21 protein-coding genes and 1 pseudogene are annotated in these 25,626 nt (G+C 53.8%); 11 read left to right on the plus strand and 11 right to left on the minus strand.

Annotation, left to right across the window (positions count from 1 at the left end):
* Positions 1–78 precede the first annotated feature (78 nt).
* Complete coding sequence (gene mobF, locus EDF61_RS02480) at positions 79–4,419, minus strand: MobF family relaxase (protein WP_286172078.1); 4,341 nt, start codon at positions 4,417–4,419, stop codon at positions 79–81.
* A gap of 602 nt (positions 4,420–5,021) precedes the next feature.
* Here mobF and EDF61_RS02485 point away from each other — a divergent pair.
* Positions 5,022–5,456: a hypothetical protein gene (locus EDF61_RS02485; protein WP_133833151.1), complete on the plus strand. Its 435-nt coding sequence runs from the start codon at positions 5,022–5,024 to the stop codon at positions 5,454–5,456.
* Positions 5,457–5,736: 280 nt separating this feature from the next.
* On the opposite strand, the gene EDF61_RS02490 is transcribed toward EDF61_RS02485, so the two are convergent.
* Entirely contained in the window at positions 5,737–6,159 is a 423-nt protein-coding gene (locus tag EDF61_RS02490; protein ID WP_133833152.1) for a hypothetical protein, read from the minus strand.
* A 1,151-nt stretch (positions 6,160–7,310) separates the two neighbouring features.
* Positions 7,311–8,506: pseudogene (locus EDF61_RS02495) on the minus strand (IS110 family RNA-guided transposase).
* Positions 8,507–9,211: 705 nt separating this feature from the next.
* On the opposite strand from EDF61_RS02495, the gene EDF61_RS02500 reads away from it, so the two are divergent.
* The 4 genes from EDF61_RS02500 (at position 9,212) to EDF61_RS02520 (ending at position 12,377) form a co-directional block, all read left to right on the plus strand.
* Complete coding sequence (locus tag EDF61_RS02500) at positions 9,212–10,138, plus strand: hypothetical protein (protein ID WP_133833153.1); 927 nt, start codon at positions 9,212–9,214, stop codon at positions 10,136–10,138.
* On the plus strand, positions 10,099–10,494 hold the full coding sequence (locus EDF61_RS02505) for a hypothetical protein (RefSeq protein WP_146112352.1): 396 nt from the start codon (positions 10,099–10,101) through the stop codon (positions 10,492–10,494). The genes EDF61_RS02500 and EDF61_RS02505 overlap by 40 nt, the downstream gene beginning before the upstream one ends.
* Positions 10,495–11,345: 851 nt before the next feature.
* The gene (locus EDF61_RS02515) at positions 11,346–11,714 is read left to right on the plus strand and encodes a hypothetical protein (protein WP_133833155.1); all 369 of its coding nucleotides are present in this window, start codon (positions 11,346–11,348) and stop codon (positions 11,712–11,714) included.
* A 276-nt stretch (positions 11,715–11,990) separates the two neighbouring features.
* Positions 11,991–12,377: a hypothetical protein gene (locus EDF61_RS02520; protein ID WP_133833156.1), complete on the plus strand. Its 387-nt coding sequence runs from the start codon at positions 11,991–11,993 to the stop codon at positions 12,375–12,377.
* 569 nt (positions 12,378–12,946) lie between these two features.
* On the opposite strand, the gene EDF61_RS02530 is transcribed toward EDF61_RS02520, so the two are convergent.
* Positions 12,947–13,249 (minus strand): hypothetical protein, encoded by a 303-nt coding sequence (locus EDF61_RS02530; RefSeq protein WP_133833157.1) that lies wholly within the window; start codon positions 13,247–13,249, stop codon positions 12,947–12,949.
* A gap of 195 nt (positions 13,250–13,444) precedes the next feature.
* Here EDF61_RS02530 and EDF61_RS02535 point away from each other — a divergent pair, with 195 nt between their 5' ends.
* Positions 13,445–14,029 carry a recombinase family protein gene (locus tag EDF61_RS02535; protein ID WP_133833158.1) on the plus strand — a complete coding sequence of 195 codons (585 nt, stop codon included), beginning with the start codon at positions 13,445–13,447 and terminating at the stop codon, positions 14,027–14,029.
* A gap of 338 nt (positions 14,030–14,367) precedes the next feature.
* Positions 14,368–14,919 carry a hypothetical protein gene (locus tag EDF61_RS02540; RefSeq protein ID WP_133833159.1) on the plus strand — a complete coding sequence of 184 codons (552 nt, stop codon included), beginning with the start codon at positions 14,368–14,370 and terminating at the stop codon, positions 14,917–14,919.
* 104 nt (positions 14,920–15,023) lie between these two features.
* Here the strand turns inward: EDF61_RS02540 and EDF61_RS02545 are convergent, their stop codons facing one another.
* Positions 15,024–15,545 carry a hypothetical protein gene (locus tag EDF61_RS02545; RefSeq protein ID WP_133833160.1) on the minus strand — a complete coding sequence of 174 codons (522 nt, stop codon included), beginning with the start codon at positions 15,543–15,545 and terminating at the stop codon, positions 15,024–15,026.
* A gap of 1,159 nt (positions 15,546–16,704) precedes the next feature.
* On the opposite strand from EDF61_RS02545, the gene EDF61_RS02550 reads away from it, so the two are divergent.
* Positions 16,705–17,388, plus strand: a complete 684-nt coding sequence (locus tag EDF61_RS02550) for a hypothetical protein (RefSeq protein WP_286172066.1) — start codon at positions 16,705–16,707, stop codon at positions 17,386–17,388.
* Positions 17,389–17,589: 201 nt separating this feature from the next.
* Here EDF61_RS02550 and EDF61_RS02555 read toward each other — a convergent pair whose 3' ends face one another.
* A complete protein-coding gene (locus EDF61_RS02555) occupies positions 17,590–18,699 on the minus strand; it encodes a hypothetical protein (RefSeq protein ID WP_133833162.1) in 1,110 nt (369 codons plus the stop codon).
* Complete coding sequence (locus EDF61_RS02560; protein WP_133833163.1) at positions 18,696–19,205, minus strand: DUF4365 domain-containing protein; 510 nt, start codon at positions 19,203–19,205, stop codon at positions 18,696–18,698. Before EDF61_RS02560 ends, EDF61_RS02555 begins: the two co-directional genes overlap by 4 nt.
* 287 nt (positions 19,206–19,492) lie before the next feature.
* Between EDF61_RS02560 and EDF61_RS02565 the strand changes: the two genes are divergently transcribed.
* Positions 19,493–20,917, plus strand: coding sequence for an Abi family protein (locus EDF61_RS02565; RefSeq protein ID WP_133833164.1), 1,425 nt, complete (start codon positions 19,493–19,495; stop codon positions 20,915–20,917).
* A 232-nt stretch (positions 20,918–21,149) separates the two neighbouring features.
* Here the strand turns inward: EDF61_RS02565 and EDF61_RS19145 are convergent, their stop codons facing one another.
* Both EDF61_RS19145 and EDF61_RS02575 read right to left on the minus strand, forming a co-directional pair.
* Positions 21,150–21,857, minus strand: coding sequence for an HNH endonuclease (locus EDF61_RS19145; RefSeq protein WP_133833165.1), 708 nt, complete (start codon positions 21,855–21,857; stop codon positions 21,150–21,152).
* Positions 21,858–21,940: 83 nt separating this feature from the next.
* The gene (locus tag EDF61_RS02575; protein WP_133833166.1) at positions 21,941–22,555 is read right to left on the minus strand and encodes a recombinase family protein; all 615 of its coding nucleotides are present in this window, start codon (positions 22,553–22,555) and stop codon (positions 21,941–21,943) included.
* Positions 22,556–22,818: 263 nt separating this feature from the next.
* Between EDF61_RS02575 and EDF61_RS02580 the strand changes: the two genes are divergently transcribed.
* Positions 22,819–23,190, plus strand: coding sequence for a hypothetical protein (locus EDF61_RS02580; RefSeq protein WP_133833167.1), 372 nt, complete (start codon positions 22,819–22,821; stop codon positions 23,188–23,190).
* Positions 23,191–23,580: 390 nt separating this feature from the next.
* Complete coding sequence (locus EDF61_RS02585) at positions 23,581–24,228, plus strand: hypothetical protein (protein ID WP_096257432.1); 648 nt, start codon at positions 23,581–23,583, stop codon at positions 24,226–24,228.
* Between the two features lie 61 nt (positions 24,229–24,289).
* Here the strand turns inward: EDF61_RS02585 and EDF61_RS02590 are convergent, their stop codons facing one another.
* Together EDF61_RS02590 and EDF61_RS19015 are read right to left on the minus strand one after the other, a co-directional pair.
* Positions 24,290–24,592, minus strand: a complete 303-nt coding sequence (locus EDF61_RS02590; RefSeq protein ID WP_013350251.1) for a hypothetical protein — start codon at positions 24,590–24,592, stop codon at positions 24,290–24,292.
* A 207-nt stretch (positions 24,593–24,799) separates the two neighbouring features.
* Positions 24,800–25,261, minus strand: coding sequence for a hypothetical protein (locus EDF61_RS19015; protein ID WP_286172067.1), 462 nt, complete (start codon positions 25,259–25,261; stop codon positions 24,800–24,802).
* Positions 25,262–25,626 lie beyond the last annotated feature (365 nt).

Below are 25,626 nucleotides of genomic sequence, written 5' to 3' on the forward strand. Positions count from 1 at the left end.
GTCCACTGCACAGGCCCTCAAAAATAACTCATGATTTCCCTGACCAGCATGGGTCAGTCGCTTACCGTCGTTCTCTTCTCATCGCATGGTTGGGCCGGATGGTCCGCGGCGCTGCGTTTCATCGTCCTTGAGTTTGCGCTGCTGATCAGCAGCTTGCTGCTGTTGCTCTTGGGTCTTGCGCAGGCGGGCCAGCAACTCATTCGCTTCGGCAGCCCCGAGCCTTTCCTGTCCGGCATGGTTTTCGCTCGTACTCATGGTGTTCTCCTTCTCCTGGGGTGTGGTTTCGTTCCTGGTTTGGGCTCGTTGGCGTAGCGCCGCGATCTTCGCCGCAGCCTCCGACTGCCCCACCGTTGCGGCAGATTCATTCATCTTCTGCTGGACCAGTTGTTCCTTAGCCTCTGCGGGCATTGGCTCGCGGGTGGTCAGTTCCGAGTGCTTATGCAGTGCTGCGGCGCGGTTGCGCAGGTCCTGCGCCACCGGACTGTTCTTCAGATGTTGCGCAGGCAGGAGGGATGGTTCAGCATCGGGGATGTTGTAGGTGCGGCGGTAGGCAGCGATTTCCGCTGCCAGCCGGCGCCACTCTTCGGCCCGGTCAACCCGGCCGGGGACTGGTCCCAGATCCTCCAGCCATGCTGGCGGGTTTTGGGCGAGTTCTACTCCGAGCCTCTGGTGTTCGGCGTCAACCACGGGCCGGTACGCTTCGATCTGTTCCTTCCACGCCACAGGCAACCGCGGATCAGCCAAAGGCTCACGAGGGGCGAACCACTCACCCAAACTGTTGGCTTCACGGCGCTTCTCGAACGGTGCTTGTTCTAGTTCGCGCAGCTTCAACTCCGTGCTGATGCGGCGCAGGACGGTGCCGCTGGTGGCGGCCAGGTTCTTGTGGTCGCGGTCGCGGATCTCTGCTTGGGCCAGTGGTTCTGGCATGTCTTGGCGTAGTTGTTGCTCTGCACGCAGCCGGACCAGTGACCAGGACAGGTAGGCTTCGTTGTTGTCCACGTCTGAGGGGATCTGGCGGATCAGTTCGTCATCAGTGCGCTTGATCCGAGCAGCCAGTTCCTCTTCGCTCAGGTGGCCGTACAGCCGGCGCGTGAGCGGCTTGATGCCTTCTGCTTCGGCCAGCTCGATAGCGCTCTTCCGGTAGGAGGTGCCGGCAGCGGCCGAGCGTTCCAGGGCGCGTTGCTTCAGTTCTTCCAGGTGCCCGTGCTCGACCTCGCGTAGTGGGCGTTCGGCGGTGGTGAGGGTGGCTTCGCGGTTGTCGAGCAGGGTGTCCATGCGCCAGGCCAGGATCGCGGCGATGCTGTCTGCTTCCGTGAAGTCGTGCTGGGAGTAGGCGTCCTCGATGAGGGGTTCCAGCTTCACCCCGGCCTCTTCGGCCCGCTCCAGGTGCCGGGCCACAGCTCCCCAGGCTGGGTCTTCAAGGATTGGCTGGGCTAGCGGGGTGCTGAGGGTGGTGCGCAGGATCTGCTCGTATTTGGCAGTCTGGGCTTGGTCTACCAGGTCCCGATAGATCATTCCGAGGCTGTTGATGTCTCGGGCCTGCTCGAATTCGCGGGTCACGGTTTCGTGGGCGGTGAGGTTCAGGTCCGTCCGCTCGGCAATGCCGCGCAGAACCTCATCCGGTCGTTCCCCTTCGGAAAGTCCCACATAGATGCGGTTGTCGTATTTGCCGCGGCTGGTCGCCACGTACGCGCCGGCACGATCAGTGCTATTGGTCAGCAGTGCGTGGGCGGTGTCGACGGTGGCACCCTGGGCACTATGCACGGTATCTGCATACCCGAGGATGACGCTTTCAGCGACGTAGTCGGCGGGGATGACAGCTAGGCCGTGGTGTTGCTGGTGGCGGGCGAGCAGGTGCCCGGATTCGATGCTTTCGACTACCCAGGAGTCGTTGTTCTTTACGAAGTCCTTGCCCTGGTGGACGCTGAGACGTCTGTCATTGTTCTTAGTCAGAATGACATCGCCAACATAAATCTCAGTGTCGTTCCGGCCGGTGATCATCTGAGTTGGATCAAGTTCATTGTTGCCTAATCGGTAGGCTTGGGCCTTCTGATTCAAGGCGGCCACCTGCTCGTTAGTACCAGCCAGCATCAGGGAGGTGCGGTGTTCGTTGGTGTCTTTTTGCCAGGCGGCGAACACTTGGTCGGCCATATCACCGGTGGTGCCAGCTTTGATTTTTCCTTCGGCCCGGTAGTACGCCCACGGGTCGTCCTTGCCGACTGCTGGGGCTTCGCGCAGCGCCAGGGACGCGGCGGCTTCCCCGAGGTTGGGGGTGCCATCAAGGTTCCGGAACCGGTGGATTTCCTCCAGGTGGGTGAGTTGTTCTTCATGGTTGAGCAAGCGCAGGATCCCGCCGGATCCGACGGCGGCGAGTTGCTTGTCATCGCCGATCGCGCGGACCAGGGCGCCGTGTTCTTGGGCTTTCTCGATCAGGGCCAGGAATTGGGTGGTGCCGATCATGCCGGCTTCGTCGATGATCACCACATCCCCCGGCGACAGCTTTTCCTCAGAAGCCAAGAGTCGGTCGACGGTCATCGCTTCCACCCCGACTTCATGACCTAAGAGGGTGGCGGCTTTGGCCGAGGGCGCTACGGCGATCACGTGGTGATCGGCTTGCTTCATGGCGTTGACAGCCAGTTTCATGGAGGTGGTTTTGCCGGTGCCAGCCGGCCCGATGCCTGCCACGAGGAGTTTGGGACTGCAGGAGAATTCGCGGGCCAACGCAACCTGCGCTTCGTTCAATCGGCCCTCGAATCTATCCAGGACGCTCTGGAAATGGTCGCTCGTAACTGCCGGAATGGCGTCGGTGCGAGCGGCTTGCAGGACCTGGTGTTCTGCTTCCAACACCGCCTCGGAGGTATAGAGAGCTGCGTGGGGTTTCTGGTACTTATGCATCGCCACCATAGCCCCCGCCACCGGTGCCGGCACGGGAAGATCAGGAGTGACTTTCAAGCTCAAGGAGTCGATCGCGATGGTTCGGACGTGTGCGATGACTGCATCAGATACTGGTTGGGCTTGGTATTGGTTGGTGAGTTGGCGGCGCACTTCAGCTTCCACGTGCGCCTGATTCCATGTCGCCCGCGACTGCTCTAATCGGGTGATGGTGGACTGTGCCAGCTCGTGGATCTGTGCTTCTGGAAGCTGGTCGATCGGTGTGTAAACAGGTTCCTGGCCGGCGGAATACTTGCGGGCGGCCGCGAATAGCTCGTCTCCCACGAGCGCTCCGGGGACAGAAGAGAATTTGTCTTGCCACTGCGTGGTGAGCTCGGAAAGGGAGAGGCCTTTCTTCTTCTCTGCACGGGTTTCCAAGGTCGCTTGCTGGGAGAGCTTGATCAGCTGCTTCGGGCTCGGAGCCCGCCCATGCTTCTCTTCAAACGCGTCAACGAGGGTCTTCAGCTGCGCTTTGATGTTGGTCCGGCGTGAGGACGCAGCCTCGATGCTGGCCAGGGGGATGCCGCCGATCTCGGTGATCGGGCGCTTGCCTTCCACCGTGCGTTGCGTGGTGGCTAGGCCGAGGTCGCGGCAGATGTTCTGCATGATCCGTGCGTTGTAATGCTCCGATGCAGATACCGCGTATTTGTGCAGGACGGTCCCGTCGATGGCGCTCCATTTGTCATCCATGCCCAGTACTTTGTTGGAGACGACGATGTGGTCGTGCAGCTGCGGATCCCCATCACGGGAGTCATAATGCCGGAAGGAGGTGTAGATCAGGCCTCCGTCCACGTCTTCGGAGCGGACCCCGTTCTTGCCGCGACGAGTGAAGACCGCATTATTTTCCAGGTACTTCATGGCGTCTTCGATGGCCTCATGATGGGCTTTCTCAATGACTTCCTGGACCTTGCGGTCGCTGACGCCCCAGAGGTAGGAGATGCTCTTGGACGGGGAGAACACCATGTCATACCCGGCGACCGCGTTCGATCCCCTATGGGTCTGCCGGGAGATGAACTGGGAGAGTTCTTCCTTGGTCTTCGGCTTGCGTCCGTGCAGCTTATAGAAGTGTTCGCCGCCAGCTTTAGCGCGCAGGACACGTCGTTCATCAACGGTCGGTTCGCGGTGCTTAAGCCGTGTGAAATCGCCCATGGCTGTGTTGATCTTCTTAGCCAGTTCGCCATCGAACTGGTCGAAACGCTTGTAGCGTTGGCCCAGCTGCGCTGGGATCTTCTCCCCCGACACCGGGTCAACCGTGCCAGCTAAGGGGTGTTGCCCTAGCCCGTAGAGCAGCTCCATTTGCTCTTCGGTGACTTCACCGTTCACACCGAGGTTCTTAGCTCCCCGGCCTCCCCAGATACCGGGTGGGTGTCCGGTGACGGTGTAGTAATCCCCGAGTTTCCGATCCGGTGAGCGCAGTTCATCGGCGGAGGCAACTTCGCGGGTGTAGTAGAGATAGCCGTCCCCTGCACTGAGCTTATGCAGGGTCATCACATGTTCGACTCTAGCAATTCTGCCCAAAGTTATCGAGGATGCAAGAGGTGTGACAGATCTGGTCTTGATGGATCGGGAGAAAATAGGGCCGGAGGACTTCGACGATGCGTGAGAGATCTTGGGACGGCCGAATGAGGTACGAGTGGAAACTGGCGGGTCAAGGCTCTTGCGTGTCGGGGATGGCACTGACCGGAGGGCTGCTACCGATCCATCATGTTGGTCGGCTCTGCTCCTTTGAGGAACGAAGAAGAAATAGTGCAGAGGCGGGCAAAGAGATCTGGCCATCAAAAGAAGAATGTTTTTGGTGCGGTTTTGCACATGCGATCTTCGCTGTGTGCAGGTGCGTCCAAGGTGGGTTTGATAGGGTCGCTGCTGTGCCCAGGGCAAGTCTCTTGTGTAAAACCGTGGCCCGATGTTTTCCACCTGTGGGCGGGTGGAGACGGCGCTTAATCTCAAAGCCGTCCACAGGTGGGAAACATCGGGCAGGACAGAGCCTGAGCGTCAGCGAAGTCCGTTAACGCTTTTTTGGGGCGGGGTGCGCGAGGGGTGTCCCCTCGCAAAATTTTGTTTTCGAGTTGGTGAAGGAATGAAGTGTTTTGATGAGTAAGCCACGCAAGTCTGCTGCAGCGGTGGCCGCCCGGGAGAAGGCGCGTGCGAAGGCTGAGGAGATCACGCGTCGTAATGAGCAGTTGATCGAGTTGGCGGCGAAGTTCTTCATCCATGAGGAAGAGATCGAACTGATCGATGAGGATGCCGCGAAGAAGATCGCCGAGCTGCAAGCGACTGCGGAGGCTAAAAAAGATAAGGCGCGAGTTGCTGCAGCGTCGGTGGTGGAGCAGATGGTGGGTACGGGTGAGTCTAAGAAGTCGATCGGTGAGCGTCTGGGGCTCAGCGGTTCGGAGTTGAAGAGCTTCCTGCCGCCGGCGACTCCAGCGAAGGAACCCAAAGTGGTCGAAGAACAAAACGAAGAGACTGCCCAGGACACAGCGTCGACTGCCGAGGGGCAAGCTTCCGGAGTTGCGGCAAATGTTTAAGGCCGAATGCTGAGCGCTGTGCCGCATCTCCCCATGCAGCGGGTTTGAGCTTATGTGTCCGGTTCGAGTATTGGCTACGAATTGCGGATCTCGGCGCGCGAACGGGCTTGTCCTCAGGCGGGCTCCTGCGCAAGCCATGCAACGAAGCAGCCTCGGTGCGGATGCGCTAGAAAAACATCCTCAATCGAGCGGCTGAACATACAGCACATCGCCATTGGCAGAATGACCGTGACAGAACTTTGGCCCTGAACGCGTGAGCGTTCAGGGCCAAAGCGTTAGGTTAGTTCCCGAAGTCCGGGATGTACGGTTCACACAGTCCGTCGATCTGTTTGAACTCTTGAGGGTTCATCCTTTCCAACGCTTCTGGTCCGTCCGCTTGTCCGCTGGCCCAGTACCAGAAGGCTTCCTTGCTGATGGCCAGGTTGCGGGCTTCGCAGCTGCGGTACCAGCGCGCGGTCACGTCGCCTTCCACGTACGTGGTGTATCCGAAGAGCTTCCCGGTTTCGTCTTCTGTTTTGGCTGCGGCGAAGATGATGTAAGGCCAGGATCCCAAGTCCCATCCGTCGCGTCCCCATCCAGGCACTTCGTACCACCCGGTACCGGCCAGCGATTCCATCCAGTCATACCCTTCTCCGTACATGTCACGCTCGACAGTCGCTGGGACGGTTACGGTTTCACGGGTGTCCTTGGTCGTGGTCTGCATAGGTTTTTGCTTCCTTTCGCTTCACGGAAAGAGGGGCAGGTTGCCAGCCACCCGCCTAACCTCTCCCCCGGTTGTTTTTTGCCTGCTGGCGAAATGCAATGAAGCGGGGCCAGCCGGAAAACCCATCAACCCGTCAGGGGTGCGCAATCCACGAAAATCTTGGGCCGGAAGAAGCGACGAAGGAGCGCGGCCCAAGAATTTCTGGTGGAGCACGCCCGAAGCGCAGCGAGTGGCTTGTGGGTTTGTAGGTGGCCCGTACACTCCGAAGGACAGCAGCAAGAAACAGGAAAAGGCCGGACGAAGTCCGGGCTAACAGTCGGCCGCGCCAGCGGACGCCCGATACACCCTGGAGACGAGCTTGCGAGGAGCCAGGGTGCTCAGCGGGACGGGCACCTCATGGCATAACCTAGTCCGTGTCTAACGTCCACGACTATCCTGGACGGGGAATGCTCGCATGTTCAGGACCACCAGCGGGGAATTGTTGCCAAAGTTCGGGACATCGGGTTCACGCAGACCTTGAAACACAGGAAGCATTCAGCCCACTGCAAGTCGCCCATGATGCCCCACAGATCAACTACGAGCAGCACACGAAAGCGTAAAGTACTCGTGCACGACGGTATTCCATCCAGCTCAATCCTGGAGCAACAAGAGCGCAGCACCATGCGCGGTGAGTATCTTTCGGCCTACCTGCTCAGCGCGTGAGAACTGGTCCACCGGTAACTGGCTTAATGAAAAACCAGAAATCTTCAGGGTGTGGTGTGCAAGTAACCATACAGCTGGTGGTTTAGCCTAGTTTCATGCGTGGTTCAGTCTCATGGCGACACCACGCACTGTTCGGATTGAGCGTTTCACCTCTCTCATCCGTGCGGGAACCCTGCATAATGGCTAGGTGCCCTATTGGGCACCTAGCCATTTGCATCTGCAAGCACTGAACAGGCTTAGCTTGACGTTCTGTGGACCAGAGTGGCCACACTTCAACGGTCCAAAACCAGCGATGAACAATCACGAGCATGCGACGTTTACTTCTTGTTCAGCGTCATCGCCACTGTGGCATATCCAGGCTTCGCGGCAGTTAACCAGACAGCCGAATTCCTTCTAAGGTCCTTCTTGGTCATGGTCTAATTCGGCTGGGGGTGCCCCTATGTTCTGTGTCAAGCAATTTTCAGCTCCGGAACATCATAAAGTGAGCCGTCTCGGATCATGGCAAACAGGACTGTGAGCCGTCGGTGGGCCAGTGCGATGAGCGCTTGGTTATGGCGTTTACCCTGAGCCCGTTTCCGGTCTTAGTATTCTCGGCTGGTCGGATCAAAACGGATGGAAGCAAACGCCGAAAGGAACAGCGCTCGTTTCAGTCGTTTGTTGCCTGAATGGCTGACGCGTTCGGACTTGATCGAGGTGCCCGACTGGCGCGTGGTTGGCGCAAGCCCGGCGTAGGAGGCCAGCGCCACTGCACTGGTGAAGGGCTTGCCGGAGGTCTCGGCGATGATGACCGCGGCGGTCTTGACGGCGACCCCTGGCATGGATGTCAGGACCAAGTAAAGAGGGTGGGCCTCCACCATGGCTTCCAAGTGCGTGGCCACGTCTACGCGCTGGGCATGCAAGTAAATCATCTGGCGGGCAAGGTGCGGAATGACCAGACCTGCGGCGTCGGTGCCGACCACGACCACGGTTTGCTCATCCAACGTATCCAGGATGGCTCCGGCCCAAGCAGTGCGCCGGCGGGCTCCCTGCTTCTTGAGCTTCGCATCGATCCGCGCTTTGCCAGCATGCTGCAGTTGCGCCGGTGTCGGCCAGGCTGCGAGGACCTCCAGCACCGCGTCGTGTTCCAGCCACGGGCCAAGAACGCGTTCCAGTGGCGGGTGGATCTGGGTGAACAACCCGCGGATCCTGTTGCTGGTCTGGGTGACCTGCCGGGCCAGATCCAAGTCGAATCCGGTGAGCATGCCCAGGGTGGCTTCATCCTCGTCCGAGACCTGGATACTGCGCAGCGTGTGCGGCATGGTGCGCGCCGCATCAGCGATGATGAACGCGTCTTTTCATCGGTTTTCGCCGTCCCGGGATACATGGCTGCAATGCGCCGCATCGAGAGTCCGGGCATGTAGGCAACAGTCATTCCTAGGTGCTGAGCGACGGCAACAGCGAGGGCTCCGATGGTTGCGGGTTGGTCCACGACGACTAGCACGGTGCCTTTGGCGCTGAGTTCTTGGTAGACCGAGACAAGTTTGACTTCGTCGTTGGGCAGGGTCTTATTCCAGATTTTGGTGCCGTCCTTGGTGACGGCGCAGGCCAAATGGTCTGTTTTCCCGACGTCGAGGCCGAGGAAAATTTCCACACCTGGGGTGCTCATGACTAGTGCTCCTTTGAACTAGTTCTTGTTCAAAGTCGACCAACCGTCGGTCGCAAAGTCTTAAATCCACGTTATGACAGACGTCCAGTTTTGGCGCAACGTCCCGCACCAGCAATCACCACGCTGCCATCGCAATCACGGTGGCAACACCCCCGGACTATTGGATAAGCAGGGGCAAGACACCATGCCGAGATTGGTCAGCCGACAGCTCCTATGTTCCTCGGTGTTAAGGAGCTGTCAACAGATGACGGGTTGTCAGAACCCTCACGAAAGATCTGGTCTAGTCTGTTCAGTCCACTGCTGAAGTACTTGATCCGGCGACCGATATTGAAGTTTCGAATACTTCGTTCTCGTGCGTCAGAAGAGGAGCTTAGTCGTAAAGACATCCTCCTTCAAACCTTCCTCAACTATCTGTGGGGGCTCTTGCCCACTCCTGCTCCAAACCCGTTGTAGACACAGCGTGGATCCCGGATCGTGAGGTTGCTGCCACGAGAGCGAGGCGCGAATGCGTTTAATTCTAAATTTTTGGCAACATCGAAGTGAAAAGCGAATTTACTAGATATGATCATATGCAATGCATATAAATCAGAATGCATTAATACGTTCGTATTCCGAGGCGCCACCTGCAGTCAGAACTTGCACTAGCGGACGTGGTCCCTACTTGGAATTGGCTATCAATTGAAAAAGGGCCCTTTGAAGGGACTAATGACGATGCTTGTCTCTGGGCTGACATTGGCGCTGACCATGGCTGCGATGCCTTCTTACGCATCACAAGATACGGATCTAAACCTAAGCGATGTCAAGAGCGCTTCGCCTATTCCAGCAGCCGAATCTGCGTCTCTTCTGAAAGACGATCCGTCATCGAAGACGATCACTTTATCAAACGGGGTGATTGTACCTTTCAGTGCAGACGACCGTACGAGTGCTGAAGAGGAAGCATTCCGCAGTGAAGTGTCATTGTTGGTAACTCTCGATCAGCTAACGTCAGCCAAGATGAATGAGCTGGGCCTTTCGGAGCCGGCAGAAACTCTGGCGACAATCCCAGTGACAGTAAAACCCAGCGATTTTCTTCTTGGGGTAGCTGAACCGGCCAAGCTCGGGTGCCGTGTTACCAAGCCTTCGTCGAGTGCAGGTGACATAAATATTTCTCGCCCCCAGATTGTAAAATCTGGGACAAAGATTTATGCGTATGCTCGATACAATTGGAAGAATGCACCCTTTTCCGAGTGTCCACGCGGCAAATCTCAGATCGGTGGACCCGACGGGCTAGCAATTACGTTCAACCGCGCCGTCACCAACAAGGGCGTTTCCTTTGTGGGGTGCAACAGCTATAACAAGTGTGAGAAAACTGGATGGCTGGAAACCAACAATCAATATGGTGCGGGTTGGGCGTTCCAGGATTGGGGCTACGGCGCGCTTTACGGACACAGTCCTACATATAAAGGAACTTTGACCTATACGCTAACCACGAGTTCAACTAAATGCCTTCAAGCTTTTGCGAAATATGGGCATTCTTGGAACTCTACAAAGCTGACCGGTTTTAGTATAGGTAAGTCTTCAATCGGAATCTCATGGAATACGAGCTCAAATCTATGGCAGAAATCAAGCCAAGCCGGGTCTTACCGATGCTAGGACGCACCTGGGCAAAGGGATTAGCCCTTGCATCATTTGTTCTGATCGCAGCTGGTTGCTCAACTTCAGATACATCCCAGTCACTATCTGTGGATGCCGTCATGGATGTTTGTGCAAAAAATGATTGTTTTACGGTAAAAGTTCCTGCGAACCTTTCAGTAACGGTCAACGGCCATGAAGTGAGCATTCCATCTTCCAACGGGTCTGGGACAGTGGCTTTGGAATCTGTCGGTGCTGTTCAAGTGACGGCACGCTGGAATTCGTTTGAGAAGACAGCCGATCTGATGATAAGTGATGGATCAGCGGAGTCAGTCACCATCAAGTTTGATGAAATAGCGAGAGTAACCGAACTATAGAGAAAAGTCTGAGGTCAAACCCCTGATTATTCTGATCGTCTGCATCACACGGCTGAGGTTTCTGTCGCGGTGCTGGTGATGGTTGATATCGTCGGAGCCGTCCAGGATTGCTGAATCCCCATGAGGGAGAGACCTCATCTGCAACAAGGGTGGCAATGATTGTTCATGTCTCAACAGACTCTTTCGCATGGAAGCATCCCGCGGTCTTTGCAGGATGCTTCCATGTTTAATGCCGAATCCAGAAAATCGCACGTGCCATCCATGAGTCGGTAGAAAGAATTGTCCAGTGAGTCCGCGGGATTTCACCTGCACTTCCTCACCACGGCCTTGACCTCCCCACCGCCAACGCCGAGATTGCCGAAGATCTCGTGCAGCTCGACGGCTCTCCCGTCATCGACTACACCCACTTCTCCCTCGCGTTGAGCCGATCACGCAAGTTCGCCCGATGGGTGAGCTGGAACATCGACGGATTACGCATGCAGTTGCTCTCCCGTGCCGGTATCAACTTCACCAAAGAGCAGCTACGGACCCGAGTGGAAACTTAAGAAATTTAGCTAAAATACCAATGACGGGTGTCGGCCCCCCAGAGTCATCCATACCTTTCCGAAGTCCCCCAATCTGCGTCGTGCCGTCCGTATGAGGAACCTTCACCGGACATTTCGTTGGCCGGCCATCCGCACCGAGAACGGGATTCGGAGGATCTTCTTCTAAGACGGTCCTCCGGGATGGGTAGACTCTCCTTCAACTGATCCAGGACGGCTCGGTGCAGGTTGCGGTGATCGAAATGACCAGGCAAAGGGGAACGCGAATGAGAAGGGTCCTTCCATTTAGCCGCGAGTCGATGAGGCTCCATGGCTGATCCGCTGAACGACATCGAACTTGAGATCATCGAAAACGGTGAAGACGACTGGGTCCTTTTCCTCCACATCATGGGGATCATCAACGAAGCCAAGGGAAGCGTCCTGACGGAGGACGAGGCCATTGCAGAGGCCACAGGATCTGCCTTGGCCCTGTGCGCCAAGGGGTATGCCCAGCTCGGGAGATACACCGGACCTACAAGTTTTGTGCCGTGGCCCGAGACCGGTGATGCGCTCCGCACTCGGTTGGAGCACGAGCTGAAGAATCCGCCTCCCGGGGAAGGCCACGAGTGCAATCTGATGTACATCATGCTCGATATCCTGCCTGAAGGGCAGAAAGCCAGAGACGAGCAGTCCCGGTAACCGAACGGCTAACGGGAATGGGCATCCCCTAGTCGTTAGACTGTCGGGCAGGAGAATGGAGGGGTGATGTTATTTCCTTGCAGCGACCAAGAGGCCGCAAAATGGATCACGACCGGCGTTGAGCACTGGTGTAATCTGGTGACGCTGGGCCCGCCGGGATTCCCGGCGTATGCGCGGCTGCGATTCATCCCCGATCCAACCTACGAGGGTCAGCCCTAAAATGATGCTGCGCGCTGGAATGACACCCTCTCAGACAATGATCAGCTCCGCATCACGGTGGGGACGTTACTGCAGCCCACCAGCTCGTCCACCGAGGGATACCTGCTGATATGGGACGGTTGGGGTGGTGACTCGTTCCCCGATCGCGTACTGCGCACGTCCCATGTGGTGGTCCCGAACCGTGAGTACTACCTGTGCAGGGTCTCGCTGCAGGACTTCGTATCCGGTGCGATCGAAGACTCGTGGCAGACTGAAACGGGTCACACCATGCCGCACCCTGCGTTCATCTGGCCTTCGGACCAGTCTTGGTGCATCACCTCAGACGTTGATCCCCATTGGGCTGGCATCGGGGCTGAAAAGGCGCTGATCGACCCGCTACTGACCGAACCACGTCTTGACATCGTCCGTGTCGAGCCGAATCAAAAAGTGCCCTTCTACCACTAGGGGGCGGCGAACCAACGAGACGGAGGGAAAGCGCCCGCAGCAGTAACCTCAGCTGGGACGCTGTTTCCGACTCTGATAGTCGAAGGTAACTAGGGCGACAGTATTTCCCAGTAACGTACTAGTGCATGCTTGTATATTGGTCCCATGCGCGCCATAGAAACAGTTCACGCGGAACCACGCGACTCGGATGATTCGCCCTGTTACCGAGTCAATTTTTGGGAACAACCTCGTCCTGGGTATAGCTGGAACTTAGATGCTTTTGTACTGGTTGAAGTGCAGGACGTATCAGAGGCACTCCGTTGGGTGGAGGAGCATGCGAATGGACGGCCCTTCGAACTGTTCGCAGAAATGGGCTCCGAGCCCGAGAAACCGCTCGGTACTCCGCGAAAAGCATCTCTTATACGTTTACTCGGAAACAATCCCAATGCCGGTTAAACCTGCGAGGGTTATTAACAGTTGACGTTCGGATCGCAGCGCTGAATAACATTAGGTGCCCTCTCAGCAGAGGAATGCATAGCGGCACGGCATGGAACGCGTTTTGTTCTCCGTATTCTGCAGTCTGTGCCTGATTACTGCCGGAAATAGGGGTCACTGGCAGAAGGCGAGCCCGCCTCTGTTGGTTCCCACCCGTGGAGACGAGCCATGCCGATTCCGCCTTCATAGATGTACTCAACCCAGATCACGGCATAGCGGCCGTAGCGGTTTGCTTCTGCCCATGCGAGGACATCAACGATGCTTTTTGCGTTTTCAATGCGGTTCTCGAAACAGGCACGGTTTTCGTCCCAGAAATCTACCCGATACACGGGATCTGGATTTTCCTGACTGACGTATCGAGGATCAATGAGAGTTGCCTTGATTTTTTCTGCACTCATGCTCACAACCTATCCCGTTCGAGGGTAATCATGCAGGAATTCTCGACCTGTCCCGTAAGCCGGTCGTTCACCGGTACAACTACAGACGACTTCGGACACTAATAAATTTGGCGAGTTTCAGCGATTGCTAGATTCCCGTATACCCCGCCCGATAAAATGCCCGGTGAAGGGGCGCTAAACGGTACACTCCAAATCATGACCGGACTCCTGATCGGATACGCGCGCGTATCCACTAACGACCAAGACCTCACAGCTCAAAAGAACGCGCTCATGGCCTCGGGCGTGCCTCCTGAGAAGATATTCACCGACCAAGGCCTCACCGGCACCAATAGAGCACGGCCAGGACTCAGCGAAGCATTGGCCGCCTGCCGCAATGGGGATACGCTGGTGGTCACTAAACTAGACCGGCTGGCACGCTCATTACGCGACGCAAAAGACATCGTTGACGAACTCACCCGCCGTGAGGTGAAGCTCAGCATCGGCGGATCTACCCATGACCCCACCGACCCTGTAGGCAAGTTACTCTTCAATGTCTTAGCCATGGTTGCCGAATTTGAGGCAGATCTAATCAGGGCGCGTACCCGCGAGGGCATGGCCGTTGCCAAAGCAAAGGGCAAACTGCGCGGCAAACAGCCCAAACTCTCCAAGAAACAAGAAACCCACTTAGTCGCGCTTCACCACGCGGGGACCCATACGACGGCAGAACTTGCCGAACTCTTCTCAGTGGCTAGATCCACTGTTTACCGCGCTATTAAACGCGCGGGTGAAACAGCCAGTTAGGGCCGCACATTCCCTCTGTGCAGGATAGTGCAGAGGACTATTGATCAAAAACCGACTCCGTGCAGTCGACTTCTGAAATTTTTATGTCCATAGTCGATTGCACAAGCCCGGAATTTCAACGGCTCATGTGCAGCCAACTTCGGAATCTGACAGTCATAGTCAGAGTGGGTGTTCGCATAAAAACACCCCCTAAAGAACTGTCCAAAACGCCATGCCGGACAGACCCCTACGGGACGGTGTGACTGTTGCAGGTGCGAAAGAAAAAGCTTGTAGGTTCGAATAAAGCGCGGGGCGCGCTTCAGCGATTAACATGATTCGGACTGTGCCATACTGGCGAAATGGACACGCCACGCATCCCCGTATCATCGATCATGGCGCGATGGAACTCCGCTGATCAAGCCGTGGACCTTGTCATCGACGGGACCGCGGTCATCGATATAGTCGATATTCAACGACATTGGGGGGTTTCTCCGTTTGCACGCCGTTTCTCGCGCGCAGCAGTACACCAATGGTTGACTGATTATCGCGGGGCGTACGGCGACCGCGATGAGAGGCTTTCGGGAGAAGAACTAGAAATCACAGTCTGCAGGGCGTGCGGCGATATGGATTGCGGCAATCTTGCGGTCGAGGTCGAGATGACAGCCGACACAGTCACCTGGAGACGACCTCATTGGGCCGGAGATGACGATGAAAACGACGACGAGCCCGATGCTAACGATCCAGAATCACTCTTCCCTCAGCTATTGGTATTCAACCGTGTCCAGTACGATACCGCGCTAATAGACGCGGAAAGGTTCATCGCGCGATCCAGGTGGCGTCGGCAGGAACCCGAGGCCGCAATATGGCTTGATCGACTACGCAACCGGTTCATGAGACTGTGGAATAAATAGGTACGTGCGCGCTGGTGGTAGAGGCCTGCTAACGCGATCCCAGTTAGGGTTCAGCTGGCGGTCATCGGATCTCAGTGGAGACGGCTTTGGAAAACGACAATTGCTCAGCCGGAAGTTGCATCAGCTTCTGCAACGGCAGCCAGAGCTGTACCTTCTACGCTCAACATCACAGTGCTGTCCCGACGGTTGAAGAAGTGTGTAATGATCGTCCGGCCGTTGGCCTCCCAAATCCAGGGTGGCGTCTCTTCGTTGTCCCACGGATGTTCTGGTTTTCCAAAGAGATCGGTGAGTTGGATACGTAGTTCGTTGAATCCGTTTTGAACTGCTGGTGCACCGGATTCTTGAGTGCTGTAGAGGTGGATTGTTACACCTAGGAACTTACGGTTATACGTGTCCCATGAACCAAGCACTTGTCCACCGACACATATATCCAGCTCATTCATCTGGTGGGGTGATTCTTCGTTCTCTAGCTCGTACCGGCCCCCTGATATGAATCCAAGACGCGCGAATAGATTTTCGCGTTCTTGATCAGACCGTGGCCAAGGCTCGTCGACCAATTTCTTGACGAGCTTCACGACGGTGCCAGGAGTGGGATTCAATTCCAACAAGAGGTCAGTCTCGGACATAGTGTGAGCTTACCTCGCAAGAATTGAGACATGGCCCTTAGAGGTTCCTCATTCGGGACACCAAAAACGGTCGTTTATGACACACTCATCCGTCGGCTTGGCCGAGAAACGCTGATAGTTGTATTCACAGCAGCTTTTCAACGCAGATTTGTCGCAAAACTCAATGCCATAAACTATGTGCTGATACGCCAATGCTCGCACGTGTTTTGAAACATTTAGGTATGTGTGACAACTCCTCCAGTCGCCCCAAGCTGTGAGGACTACTAGTCATGTTCACTCGAAACGTTTATCCCAATCCACCACCCACTTAGCCCGGAAGCGCCTATCTTCAGTCACCTTAAGCGGATTAATGCTGATCTTGGAATCGCAGATCGTGTATTAGGATGAGCCTGGACCGGTGAGAAACTTACCGCAAGGTCAATCAGATTCCACTTCTCCAGAGCGCGAAGAAGGATCCCACTCCAGGCAGATGAACGAGACCCCTCAAATCGGATCGGCTAGCTAGGTCAATGTTAGGTGAACACACCAAGTGCATATATGACCGCCGCTAATCCGTAGAGGACACGATGTACATCCAATCGGATAGTGGCGGTAACTCTAACGTCACCCTTAGGTTTTCGTTTAGCCATCAGTTTGTTCATCTCCTTTCTACATCCACCAAAGCGTAAGGGTGCCGTACGCCGGATGAATCGAACGCCTAAAGACTATGCATGATTTCGTCAGTTATCCATTACACTGAAGTGACGGGTAAAGCCGCATGTATCAAATCGATGCCGACAAGTTAACGTAGATACAGGCGGCTTTAGACGTTCAGAACTAGATGTAGAAAGTAGTGTGTATGTCGATAGAAATCCTGGATTTTTCCCGCCCTCCTAACGGGAAAGAGCGCAAAGCTTTCGCTTCCCGTCTTGCTCGACTGGAGGGAAACTACGGGAAAATGGTTGAATTCGCAGCTAAACGACTTCGCTCGCGACCGAGCGGAGGAGGGTCGCTGTCTCGTCACGGTTTTCGGATTCGAAAGACTTTTTGCTATCTAGAAAACGCGCCTAAGGGAAACTACTCTGATCGGACTGTTCCTCCTCGCTGTGAGCGACCACCAGCTACCCGCATCTCATCGAGCCGGGGTTCAACGCTGAGGTTTTATCTATTAGCGATCGCGATGACTCAAATGGAAAAGGGGGCGGGCGGAGCTGGAGTTGCCTTGCCAATCGTTGGAAACACCAGGTCCGCTGGGTGGACTGACTTCGTGGTCACGGACGCGGGAGATAACTCTGGGATAAATTTCATAGCGTCTAAAGACAAAAGAGCTAGGTCGGTTCGTTCGAGCCTTAAAGCGCTTGAACGAGAACAACTGTTAAAATTCGTTGCCGCCTCGGGGAAGCGCGGCAGTTTAGAAAAATACCACCTACTCGACGAGATGGGCGGGCAGGGTAGCCACATCGAACCTTACAAGGTTCCAAGATCACATGAGGAAGTTATAGCACTTCCTTCTGAATTCATCCTAAATTCATGGATCAACGTGTTGGAAGACTCCGAAATTTCTCTTCTCTTGATGATTGCCTGCGGAAAAGGTGGTTTTTACAACGACGGATTTGTTGCCATTCCGTCTAACGTGAGGCTTCTCCACTACGGAATCGGCCGCGATCCCTACATGCTGGCACGCAAGACGCTAGAACAATTCGGACTTATCGAAGTCGAGGAAGTAGGGCGTCACAGTGATGGCCGCGCGGACAGCGAAGAGGGTTACTTCCCACATCGGTTCAGAGTTCTTGAAGATGGCTTCAAAAAACAAGCTCTACCGACTGCAATTGGTATTCTCAAACAGCAGCTCCACAGAAAGTAGCTCATTAAGTAAAACTAAGGATAAAAGAGACACAGATGCACGATACAAAATGTTTTTCACTATTTGTCATATTAGGAGGACGAAAAGACAACTAACCAGCACTACTTAGAGTAGAAGCCGACGCAATCGCTTACGTTTCGGGTCACCCAATTGGACCTTTCCTCTGCAAAGCAAGTCCACTACGTCGAACTGTTTATTTGCTCATGAGAAAAGCAAAGTATTTCTAAGGGTTTCCACCCGTATCGGAGCCAAAATTTTCAGTCCTTTGCCGTGGACAGCTTCGACTTCACCTTCAACCACCAAGGTCTCTTTTTGGTCGAACCATTGATGTGATTTCCGCAGTTCTTCATCACGCAAAACTACCGTGATTTCGCAACTACGCCCTTTCCGAACCGTCTGGATATTAACTTCTCCATAGGTTAAAGACTCTTCATCTCGAAGCTGAACTATCGGTCCAGTAAAAGATTCGGTCCTCTTGTCCCGCGTAGGCCGCATCTTATCTGCAGTCATCTGCAGCAGTTCACTTGAGCCAGATGGAATGGATATTTTTCTCGGCAAAGTTTCGTTCGGAGGCAATGCCCCCGCCCAGAAGAACTCAGCAGAGAATTCAGATACAGCTTCCTCCATAACTACACTATGAAGGGCGTTCATCATCTCTCTACTGACCCCTGATAGGACAAGATCATCTACTATCCTGCGAGTTGGTTCTTTTGCAGGATCAACGATCAATGTCTGCACAGCAGACAGCGCTTGGGCCATGGTTCTGGTCGCCCGACGTTCCTCGGACTCATACTCCGCTGAGAAGAGATAGACGTCTTCCGCCTTTTTCAGGCTTAGGTCTTCGACCGGCACTAGCATCGGAAGGATATAGGATCCTTTTTTCGTGTGCGCAAACCTTGCTTTTTCTACGATTCGTTCGGCTGGTCGAGAATAGTTGCCGCCGATCTGTGCCCGTGCACCCTTGGAGGTAGTAGCACTTGCACGGAAAATAGTTCGGGCAGTAGAGATTAAGGAATATCCAGCTTCAATGGGGATACTTCCTTCAATAAGTATGTCGTCGGCGGCTCGGAAGTCGGTCACGTCCATATATGCATGTTCGATTGCTGAAGCAACCGACTCAATAGCGGACCGGGTGGGCCTCGCTATACGTTCGATCAGTCCATACCATTGCAAGTCTCCCGGCGAAATCTTCCAAGGAACCGCTATCACAGAACCTCGCTCATGCCTCCACAGTTCCCCGGCGGCGCCTTTGCTAAGTAAAGCCCAGCCATGATTCTTTAGATACCAGTTAAGGTTGGGGGAAATATTCATTGTGCTCCCCCCGTTGAAAATGAATTGACCAGATCTTGGTTCCATAAAGCTAAAGTTTTAGAAGTGAGACGGCTTGATCGATTTACGGCGATAGACGATCCTATATTTGCCGTTTCAATGCGCGTCCAGTAGGCGGTGGCATGTAGCAGCGTGGATTCTTTTCCCTCGTATCCTATCCAACGTTCCGGGGTATCATTCGGTACTTGAACAACGACAAAATAGGCAGGCCCAAAGTTCTGTTCCCATTTGCGCTTCCACTGGTTGTCTATGGGCCATGTCAATTGATGATTTGAGTTAAAACGTTTTTTGGTACATTTTATTTGGATACGGACAGGTAGCTCGGCAAACTGCACCGTCCCATCAATAGCCAAGACGTCCTCGTCTGGAGAAGTTGGATCGAAACCTACCCCGAACTGGGCACAAACATTCTGAAAATAAGCCACGCCGTAGCGACCTTTCCTCGTATTATTAGAAAAAGTTGGCCCTGCGGGAAATAATTCACTCATGTTGCTCTCTCCACCGTCATATCCAGGCTCATCCTATCGTTCTTCGCGATATCCCTGTGTCACGAGTGAATTGTAAAACTACGGACGCGTCCTCCAAACTGATTAATCGCTTAAATTCGAGCTATAAACCTCACACTAGCCGCCTTACCGTCAATGTCCGTTAAAGGCAGGTGACCAAGCACTCCGTCTCAGATATATTGACAATATGGAACCTCCCCGTGTAAATTTGACATCAACATGGCTAGCCATCCACTTCCGCATGGAAGGGATGGCCAGTTCTCTTTAAAATGACCTCTTCTTACAAGAAACCCTTTAAGACCGTCTCCGAGCAAATAGAAATACTTAGTTCTCGTGGAATGCACATCGATGACGAAGCTACGGCTGCGCAGAACCTACAAAATATCGGTTACTACCGTTTAAGTGGGTATTGGTACCCGTACAGACGGGAGATTCTTGGGCCCTCACCAGATCCCAAGTTCCCATTACTGCCCAGATCGAGCATCTTCAAACCCAACACTAATTTCAAAAACGTCATCCATCTCTACGAGATGGACCGAAAACTCAAACTTCTAGTGTTGGACGGGCTAGAACGTATCGAAGTTGCCATGCGGTTCCAAGTGGGCCATGTTTTAGGTGAAGGTCACGCATATGCGCATTGTGATCAAACCAGACTAAGCAGCGCTTTTACTGGGGTAACCGATGTGGAAGATCCGTTAGAGCGTGAAGGATGGCTCACTAGCGAGCATGCCAAATGGCTTTCGAAGGTCCGAAGGCAAGAAAATGACTCGAAAGAAGAATTTGTAAAACATTTCAAGTCGAACTACGGGGGCGCTCTACCCGTATGGGTTGTAACGGAAATATTAGATTTCGGCGGCATCTCGACACTCTACGGAGGTTTGAAACAGAATCATCGAGATCAGATAGCAGAGTCTCTCGGTTTCGAAGTTCAAGCCAGAGGTGACGGAACCTCTTTAGCGTCGTGGATGAAGAATCTCAATTTCATCAGAAATACGTGTGCTCATCACGCAAGGTTATGGAACAAGAATATAACTGTTCAAGGAACAGAACTTGACGAAATTCCCGATCTAAAACATGCGTCCGTATCTAGAGACCGAATCTACGCCTCCCTCGCTGTAATAGCCCACATCCTTATTCGCTCTTGTCCTGAAGCAACATGGCGTCAAGATGTTCGAGAGTTCATCATTCAGAGCTCCCAAGTCGCAGAACCGGCGCGCATGGGTTTTCCTGATAATTGGGAAGCCGAACGTATCTGGGACCCCCAATACCGGCCGAAGGTCGATCCCGTGCTTTCGCAACGAAGGAAGCTTCGAAATAAATTCGAGTGCATACAAAGCAGCGAAGTAGGACTCCTTATCTCGCCTCATGGTTCGAGGAAAGAAGCTAACAACATGGTCAGATCGCTTCGATCTCAAAGTTCTCTTCTGGCGTTGCAACTAGAAAATGGAAGCCAAGCGTATTTCCCGCTTTTCCAATTCGATCCCGATCAAAAGCGCATTAACCCAGCTGTCGAATACATCAATCAGAGACTCGAAGTCCGAAAAGACCCGTGGGGGGCTGCCCATTGGTGGCAGTCTCCTCATGACTCTCTTGAAGGAAATACACCGCTGCATTCGGCTATGAACGGAGACCTAACTAAATCCATGGCGCAAATTCTAATTCCAGAAAGCTCCGTCGAAAAACCTGCAAGATGATTTGAGTTGGCGTCTTGCATCCCATAGGTTGCAAGACGTCTCATCCTGCTCTTGCTGCAAGATCGAAAAACCCTGGAAACTCAGGATTCATTGATTCTTACAACCATGCCTCCCAAGTGGTTACGAGATAAGCGACACCGGCGTTGGTTATGAACGCTGGAGTTACAGTCCCAAAAGTCCTCTAAATCGTCCCGAGCTTCGAAAATTACAGTCGTCCATGGAACACAGCCAACTAAGGTTGCTGAGGTGGCGGCTGAATGTGCCCGAACCGACCTTCAAGGTCTTCAAGAGACAGTCTGAAACTCCAAGCCCCTGGATCGTTTCCTTTCGTTATGTTGCAGAACCTGTGGGAAGTAAAGAGGTTGTCGATACCATTCTGCCCTCCATTCGACACTGCATCACCATGATCAAGATGAGGATAAGCATCATCCATTGGACGAGCTGAAGGGTCGACCGGATACCCGCAAAGCTGACAAATATATTCGTCTCGTTTGTAGACCTCTTCCCGGTGCTTCATATACGAAGTGTCTCGGGAGGGCTTAGGTGTCCGACTGCTCAGGTTCTTGTAACGGCTAACGCTAATGCCCAAGCTCTCACGGTTACGAGTGCATTTACTGCAGAAACATATCGGTGGAATACTTTGCGCTTCGAGAGCATCCCTCTTGCAGCTGTGGTGCTTCAGCAAGAACGCGTTTTCTTCAGCCTTGGTGGGGCGTTCAAGCAACCTAGCCAGAAAGTCTTCCTCGGTCCCGACTTCAGCTATGGGACGTATCCGCTCTTTGCAGTAATAACAGAATGACTTGATTCTCCCAGTGCTGAAAGAACACTCGTACGAGCAGTAGACCTGGCTACGAAGATGTGTATAGAAATTTCGGCCGCAACCACGGCAGACTAGTTTTTCCGAATTGCGAAGCTTCTCCGCTTCGATCTGTTCCGTCATAGGGTGAGTTTATCTAGGCTGAACCATCACGAGCATTAGGCAGAATTTTTGGGTGGTGGATATTTCAGTAACGAGCCGAAGTTCTACTTCCGATTTAGTAGTTTCGCCCCGTCCGGTCGTAGCTCACCGGTAGGTGAGACGTGACGATAGAGCGTTTGCCGGGTAATCCCTAGCTCTTCACATAAAGCGCCCACTTTGGTCTCTTGCTGACCCATCGCCGCCATCGCCAACCTCACCTTGGCCGGCGTCATTTTAAATGGCCGGCCGCCCCTATGGCCTCGGGCACGGGCTGAGGCTAATCCTGCTTTAGTGCGCTCAGAAATGAGCTCACGTTCAAACTCGGCCAAAGCGGCGAAGATCCCGAAGACGAGTTTGCCAGAGGCTGTCGTCGTATCGATGGCAGCGCCTTCGCCGGTAAGTACTTTGAGGCCGATTCCCCGCTCAGTCAGATCATGCACCGTGTTTATCAAATGTCGCAGGTCTCGGCCTAGCCGATCTAACTTCCAAACCAGCAAAGTGTCGCCAGAACGCATACCTTTTAAACACGCTGCGAGTTGAGGACGATCGTCTTTACGTCCAGAAGCATGATCTTCATAGAGGTTCGGCTCTTCGACCCCCGCACTAAGAAGGGCGTCGCGTTGCAGGTCGGTATTTTGCGATCCGTCTGCTTTCGACACTCGCATGTAGCCGATCAGCATACTTGAACCCCTTTGTAATTTATACGTTCGTTTAAGTGACACATTGAAACCCTCGTGCCACTAGATCTCAATCTGTAATTTAACCAGTTACTTATTCTAAGTGTTGCAATCGATATTGAAAATCAATAAGTGACAGTGTCCCGAGGTGTGTCAAAACGCGGATCATCATATTAACTAATTTTAGAATATGATGACGATCAGAAAGCAGATTATTCACAACTCTATGATATTCTATGAGAAAAGAGTTTGAAAGGAATTGCATCATGGCTGAGTTTGAATCTATTGAAGATCTCCGAAATCACTTGCTTGAAGAACAGATTATGGTTGTTTCACTTCAAGAGTTACGTGAAGCACTTGATTATAAGAAACTAGGTCCACGTGTTCTCGTTGAAGTCGCGCAGAAGCTATCAGGTCAAGGTCTTGGATACTTTCCTCGAGACACGATCGACAACAACGTAGAGCCACGGGCTTGGGAAGAGGTGCGGGTATACCTGAAAGACTCGGCTCTGGGTAAGGTTGTACAGTCGGTCCTCGACCCGACGGAAAGTGGAGACACCTACCTACTGGAGCTCGCGGATGGGGATAACTCTGCTGCTGAAATGCTTGATGCAATTAGAAAAGTGCTCGGGGAGTAGCGCTCGCTCTGAAACGAGCAACGCTCGAAATATGAAAGGCCTCGCAGCCTGGTAGCAACCGCGTCTGACTGCTTCCCCGAGACCTCCAGATTGTCATCAGGAGGTCTCGGACCGCTCCCGAAAACGCCCAAGGTTCGATTTCGGGACATTGGGTTTCGGAACCCAGTTTCGGGAAAAGTTATTCATCAGAAACCGCCACCCAAGCATCTAGCTCGGAGGGCGGTTTTAATTTCCCATAAATGATCGTTTTTGAATCATCTACACTACTCAAAGCATCGACTGTTCAAAATTTTTTAATTGCGCTCAATACCTCGTCAAATACGGATTAAATGTTGAAGCTCAGTATAAGCTGATCAATATGATTGACTAAGGCAACTAACAGATCGATGGGTGAAACTTTTGAAAAAAATCACTTCAATTGCTCTCGGCGCTCTTCTGCTAGGTAGCTCGTTGCTGAGCGCGCCAGCTAATGCAGCCCAGATGGAGCCAGAAAATTTCGTAGAAACACAGGCAGTCCCAGCCTATGCTGTCGGGGAAAGTGGAGAACGGTTCTACTTTGACAACATTGAACAGAAGTTAGGGGTCGCGCAACCCGCAGCATACTGGTCACCCTGTGGCGTTTTCGATAAGAACGAAAAGCTCGTCAGAACTTTCAGTAGGCAAACGGTTAAAGGAGTCTCGGGACGTACAGCCTATCTACGTTGTGGCACAAACAAAGTCGTCAAAGGTAAAAATATCGGTTGGGGCTATCGGCATATCAAAGCTGGCCACATGAACGACTGGAACAACCAGGCGGAATCCTTAGGTGCGAACTGGAGGGACTTCGCGGATTGGGCAACAAACGAAGCCTTAAAATGGTCATGCCTAAAGAAATACCAAAGCGGCAATAAAACTATTCGGTACGGTGGGGTTTATGAACTTCGAGATTCCCGTGGGCGGATCATAAAAAAAGTCGGCGTCACGGCATCAGTTTCAGCCACAAATTCCCGTCTCATCACATCTCATCCCGACAGTGTGAACCGAGCTTGCGGTAAATAATCAAGCTTCGCTGGTAAGTTCTAACAAGAAGGGCTATGGCGCATGTGCGCCATAGCCCTTCTCAGTCTTCTGCTTCTATTCTCATACTTGCCCCGTACATGGTTCCCCGTGAACCAGTGAAAGTATGAAGAGCTGCTATCAACTCCGAGAACGCATACTGTTCGCCGCCGGTAAAGCCTCGCGGCATTCTAATCCCGTTCAAACCGGCAAGTTCATTTTCCGTAACCCTCCATTTGACGACCGCCGTGCCATTATCGTCAAAATTGGGATATTCGATATAGATTCCCCACGGAGTTAGGCGAGCTTCATACCCACGTTCGTTCACTAGGTAATCAACATACCTTTGACGCTTAAATGTCTCCATAGAATAATCCTAAGTCCTCCAAGCAAACAATCTAGTTACGGTAGCGAAGATCTCTGATAATGAATTCCGACAGGTTACGATTGCGATGGACCCAAGGATCTTTTTTCGCCACGAACTGTCATTGTTAGAGCTTTCTCACAGTTAGCATCATACGAACCCCAGCAGCGCCAAGGGTTAACTCTGATACCTCCACGTGGTCTTACTCCTTTAAGATGATGTGCCCATGATAGGTGTTCCTCGTGGCCTGGCAAGTGATATTCGCTTATCAGAGGCCATGCACGGGCCACGATCCGCCGTCGAAGGAGAACTCAGGTACCGCAGCTTGTGGCTTGTGTGCGGGAGGTCGTTTGGTTCCTGCTGTCCACGTGGGTGCAGGAAAAGCAGCGCAGCGATTGGGCTTTTGCTGTGCACAGGTGGGCAGGAGGCATAACCGCGATGCCCTGGTTTCGTCGCGGTTGATTCGGCTTCGGGTAGGGTTTCCATCCAGCAGGTCGCGTTGATCGCGACCTGTAGCGTTGCCAGGGCTTGGGCGACGGCTTGTTTCGTGTCGGGATAGTCCTTGTTCCACGAGTCGGTGCTCATGGTGATGCGTCCGGTAGCGGCGAGGTCTTCCAGCTCGTTGGCCAGGGCTTTGAGATCATCGAAAATCTCTGAGGCGTTGCGAGTCATGGTTGCTGTCCTTCGGTGGTGGGGTACGGAGGAAGATTATCGAACGTGACCGACAAGTGCGGCAGCCACGTCCCGTAGGTCTCCCCTTTCTCGTCCTCCCAGACCACGTGCACTAAGTGCGGGGTGCGGGCGGTGGCCTGTCCGTGAATTTGTGGGGTTCCGGTGGGCGTATGAATGAGAGCGGTTACGGCTTGATGTGGCTGGATGGGGTGGCCTGGGTAGTCTCCGGGCTGTAGCCGCATCACTCGATAGGGTTTGCCCTGGTGAGTGAAAACGTCCCAGGGGTTCGGTACCGGGGGTGAGGTTTGAGCGCGGCGGCCGGGGGATCTGGCGGCGGAGGCCGCCGCGCCCGATTTCTGCAACCG

It is taken from the genome of Arthrobacter sp. JUb115, from assembly GCF_004365035.1.
In the GTDB taxonomy this organism is placed as follows: domain Bacteria; phylum Actinomycetota; class Actinomycetes; order Actinomycetales; family Micrococcaceae; genus Glutamicibacter.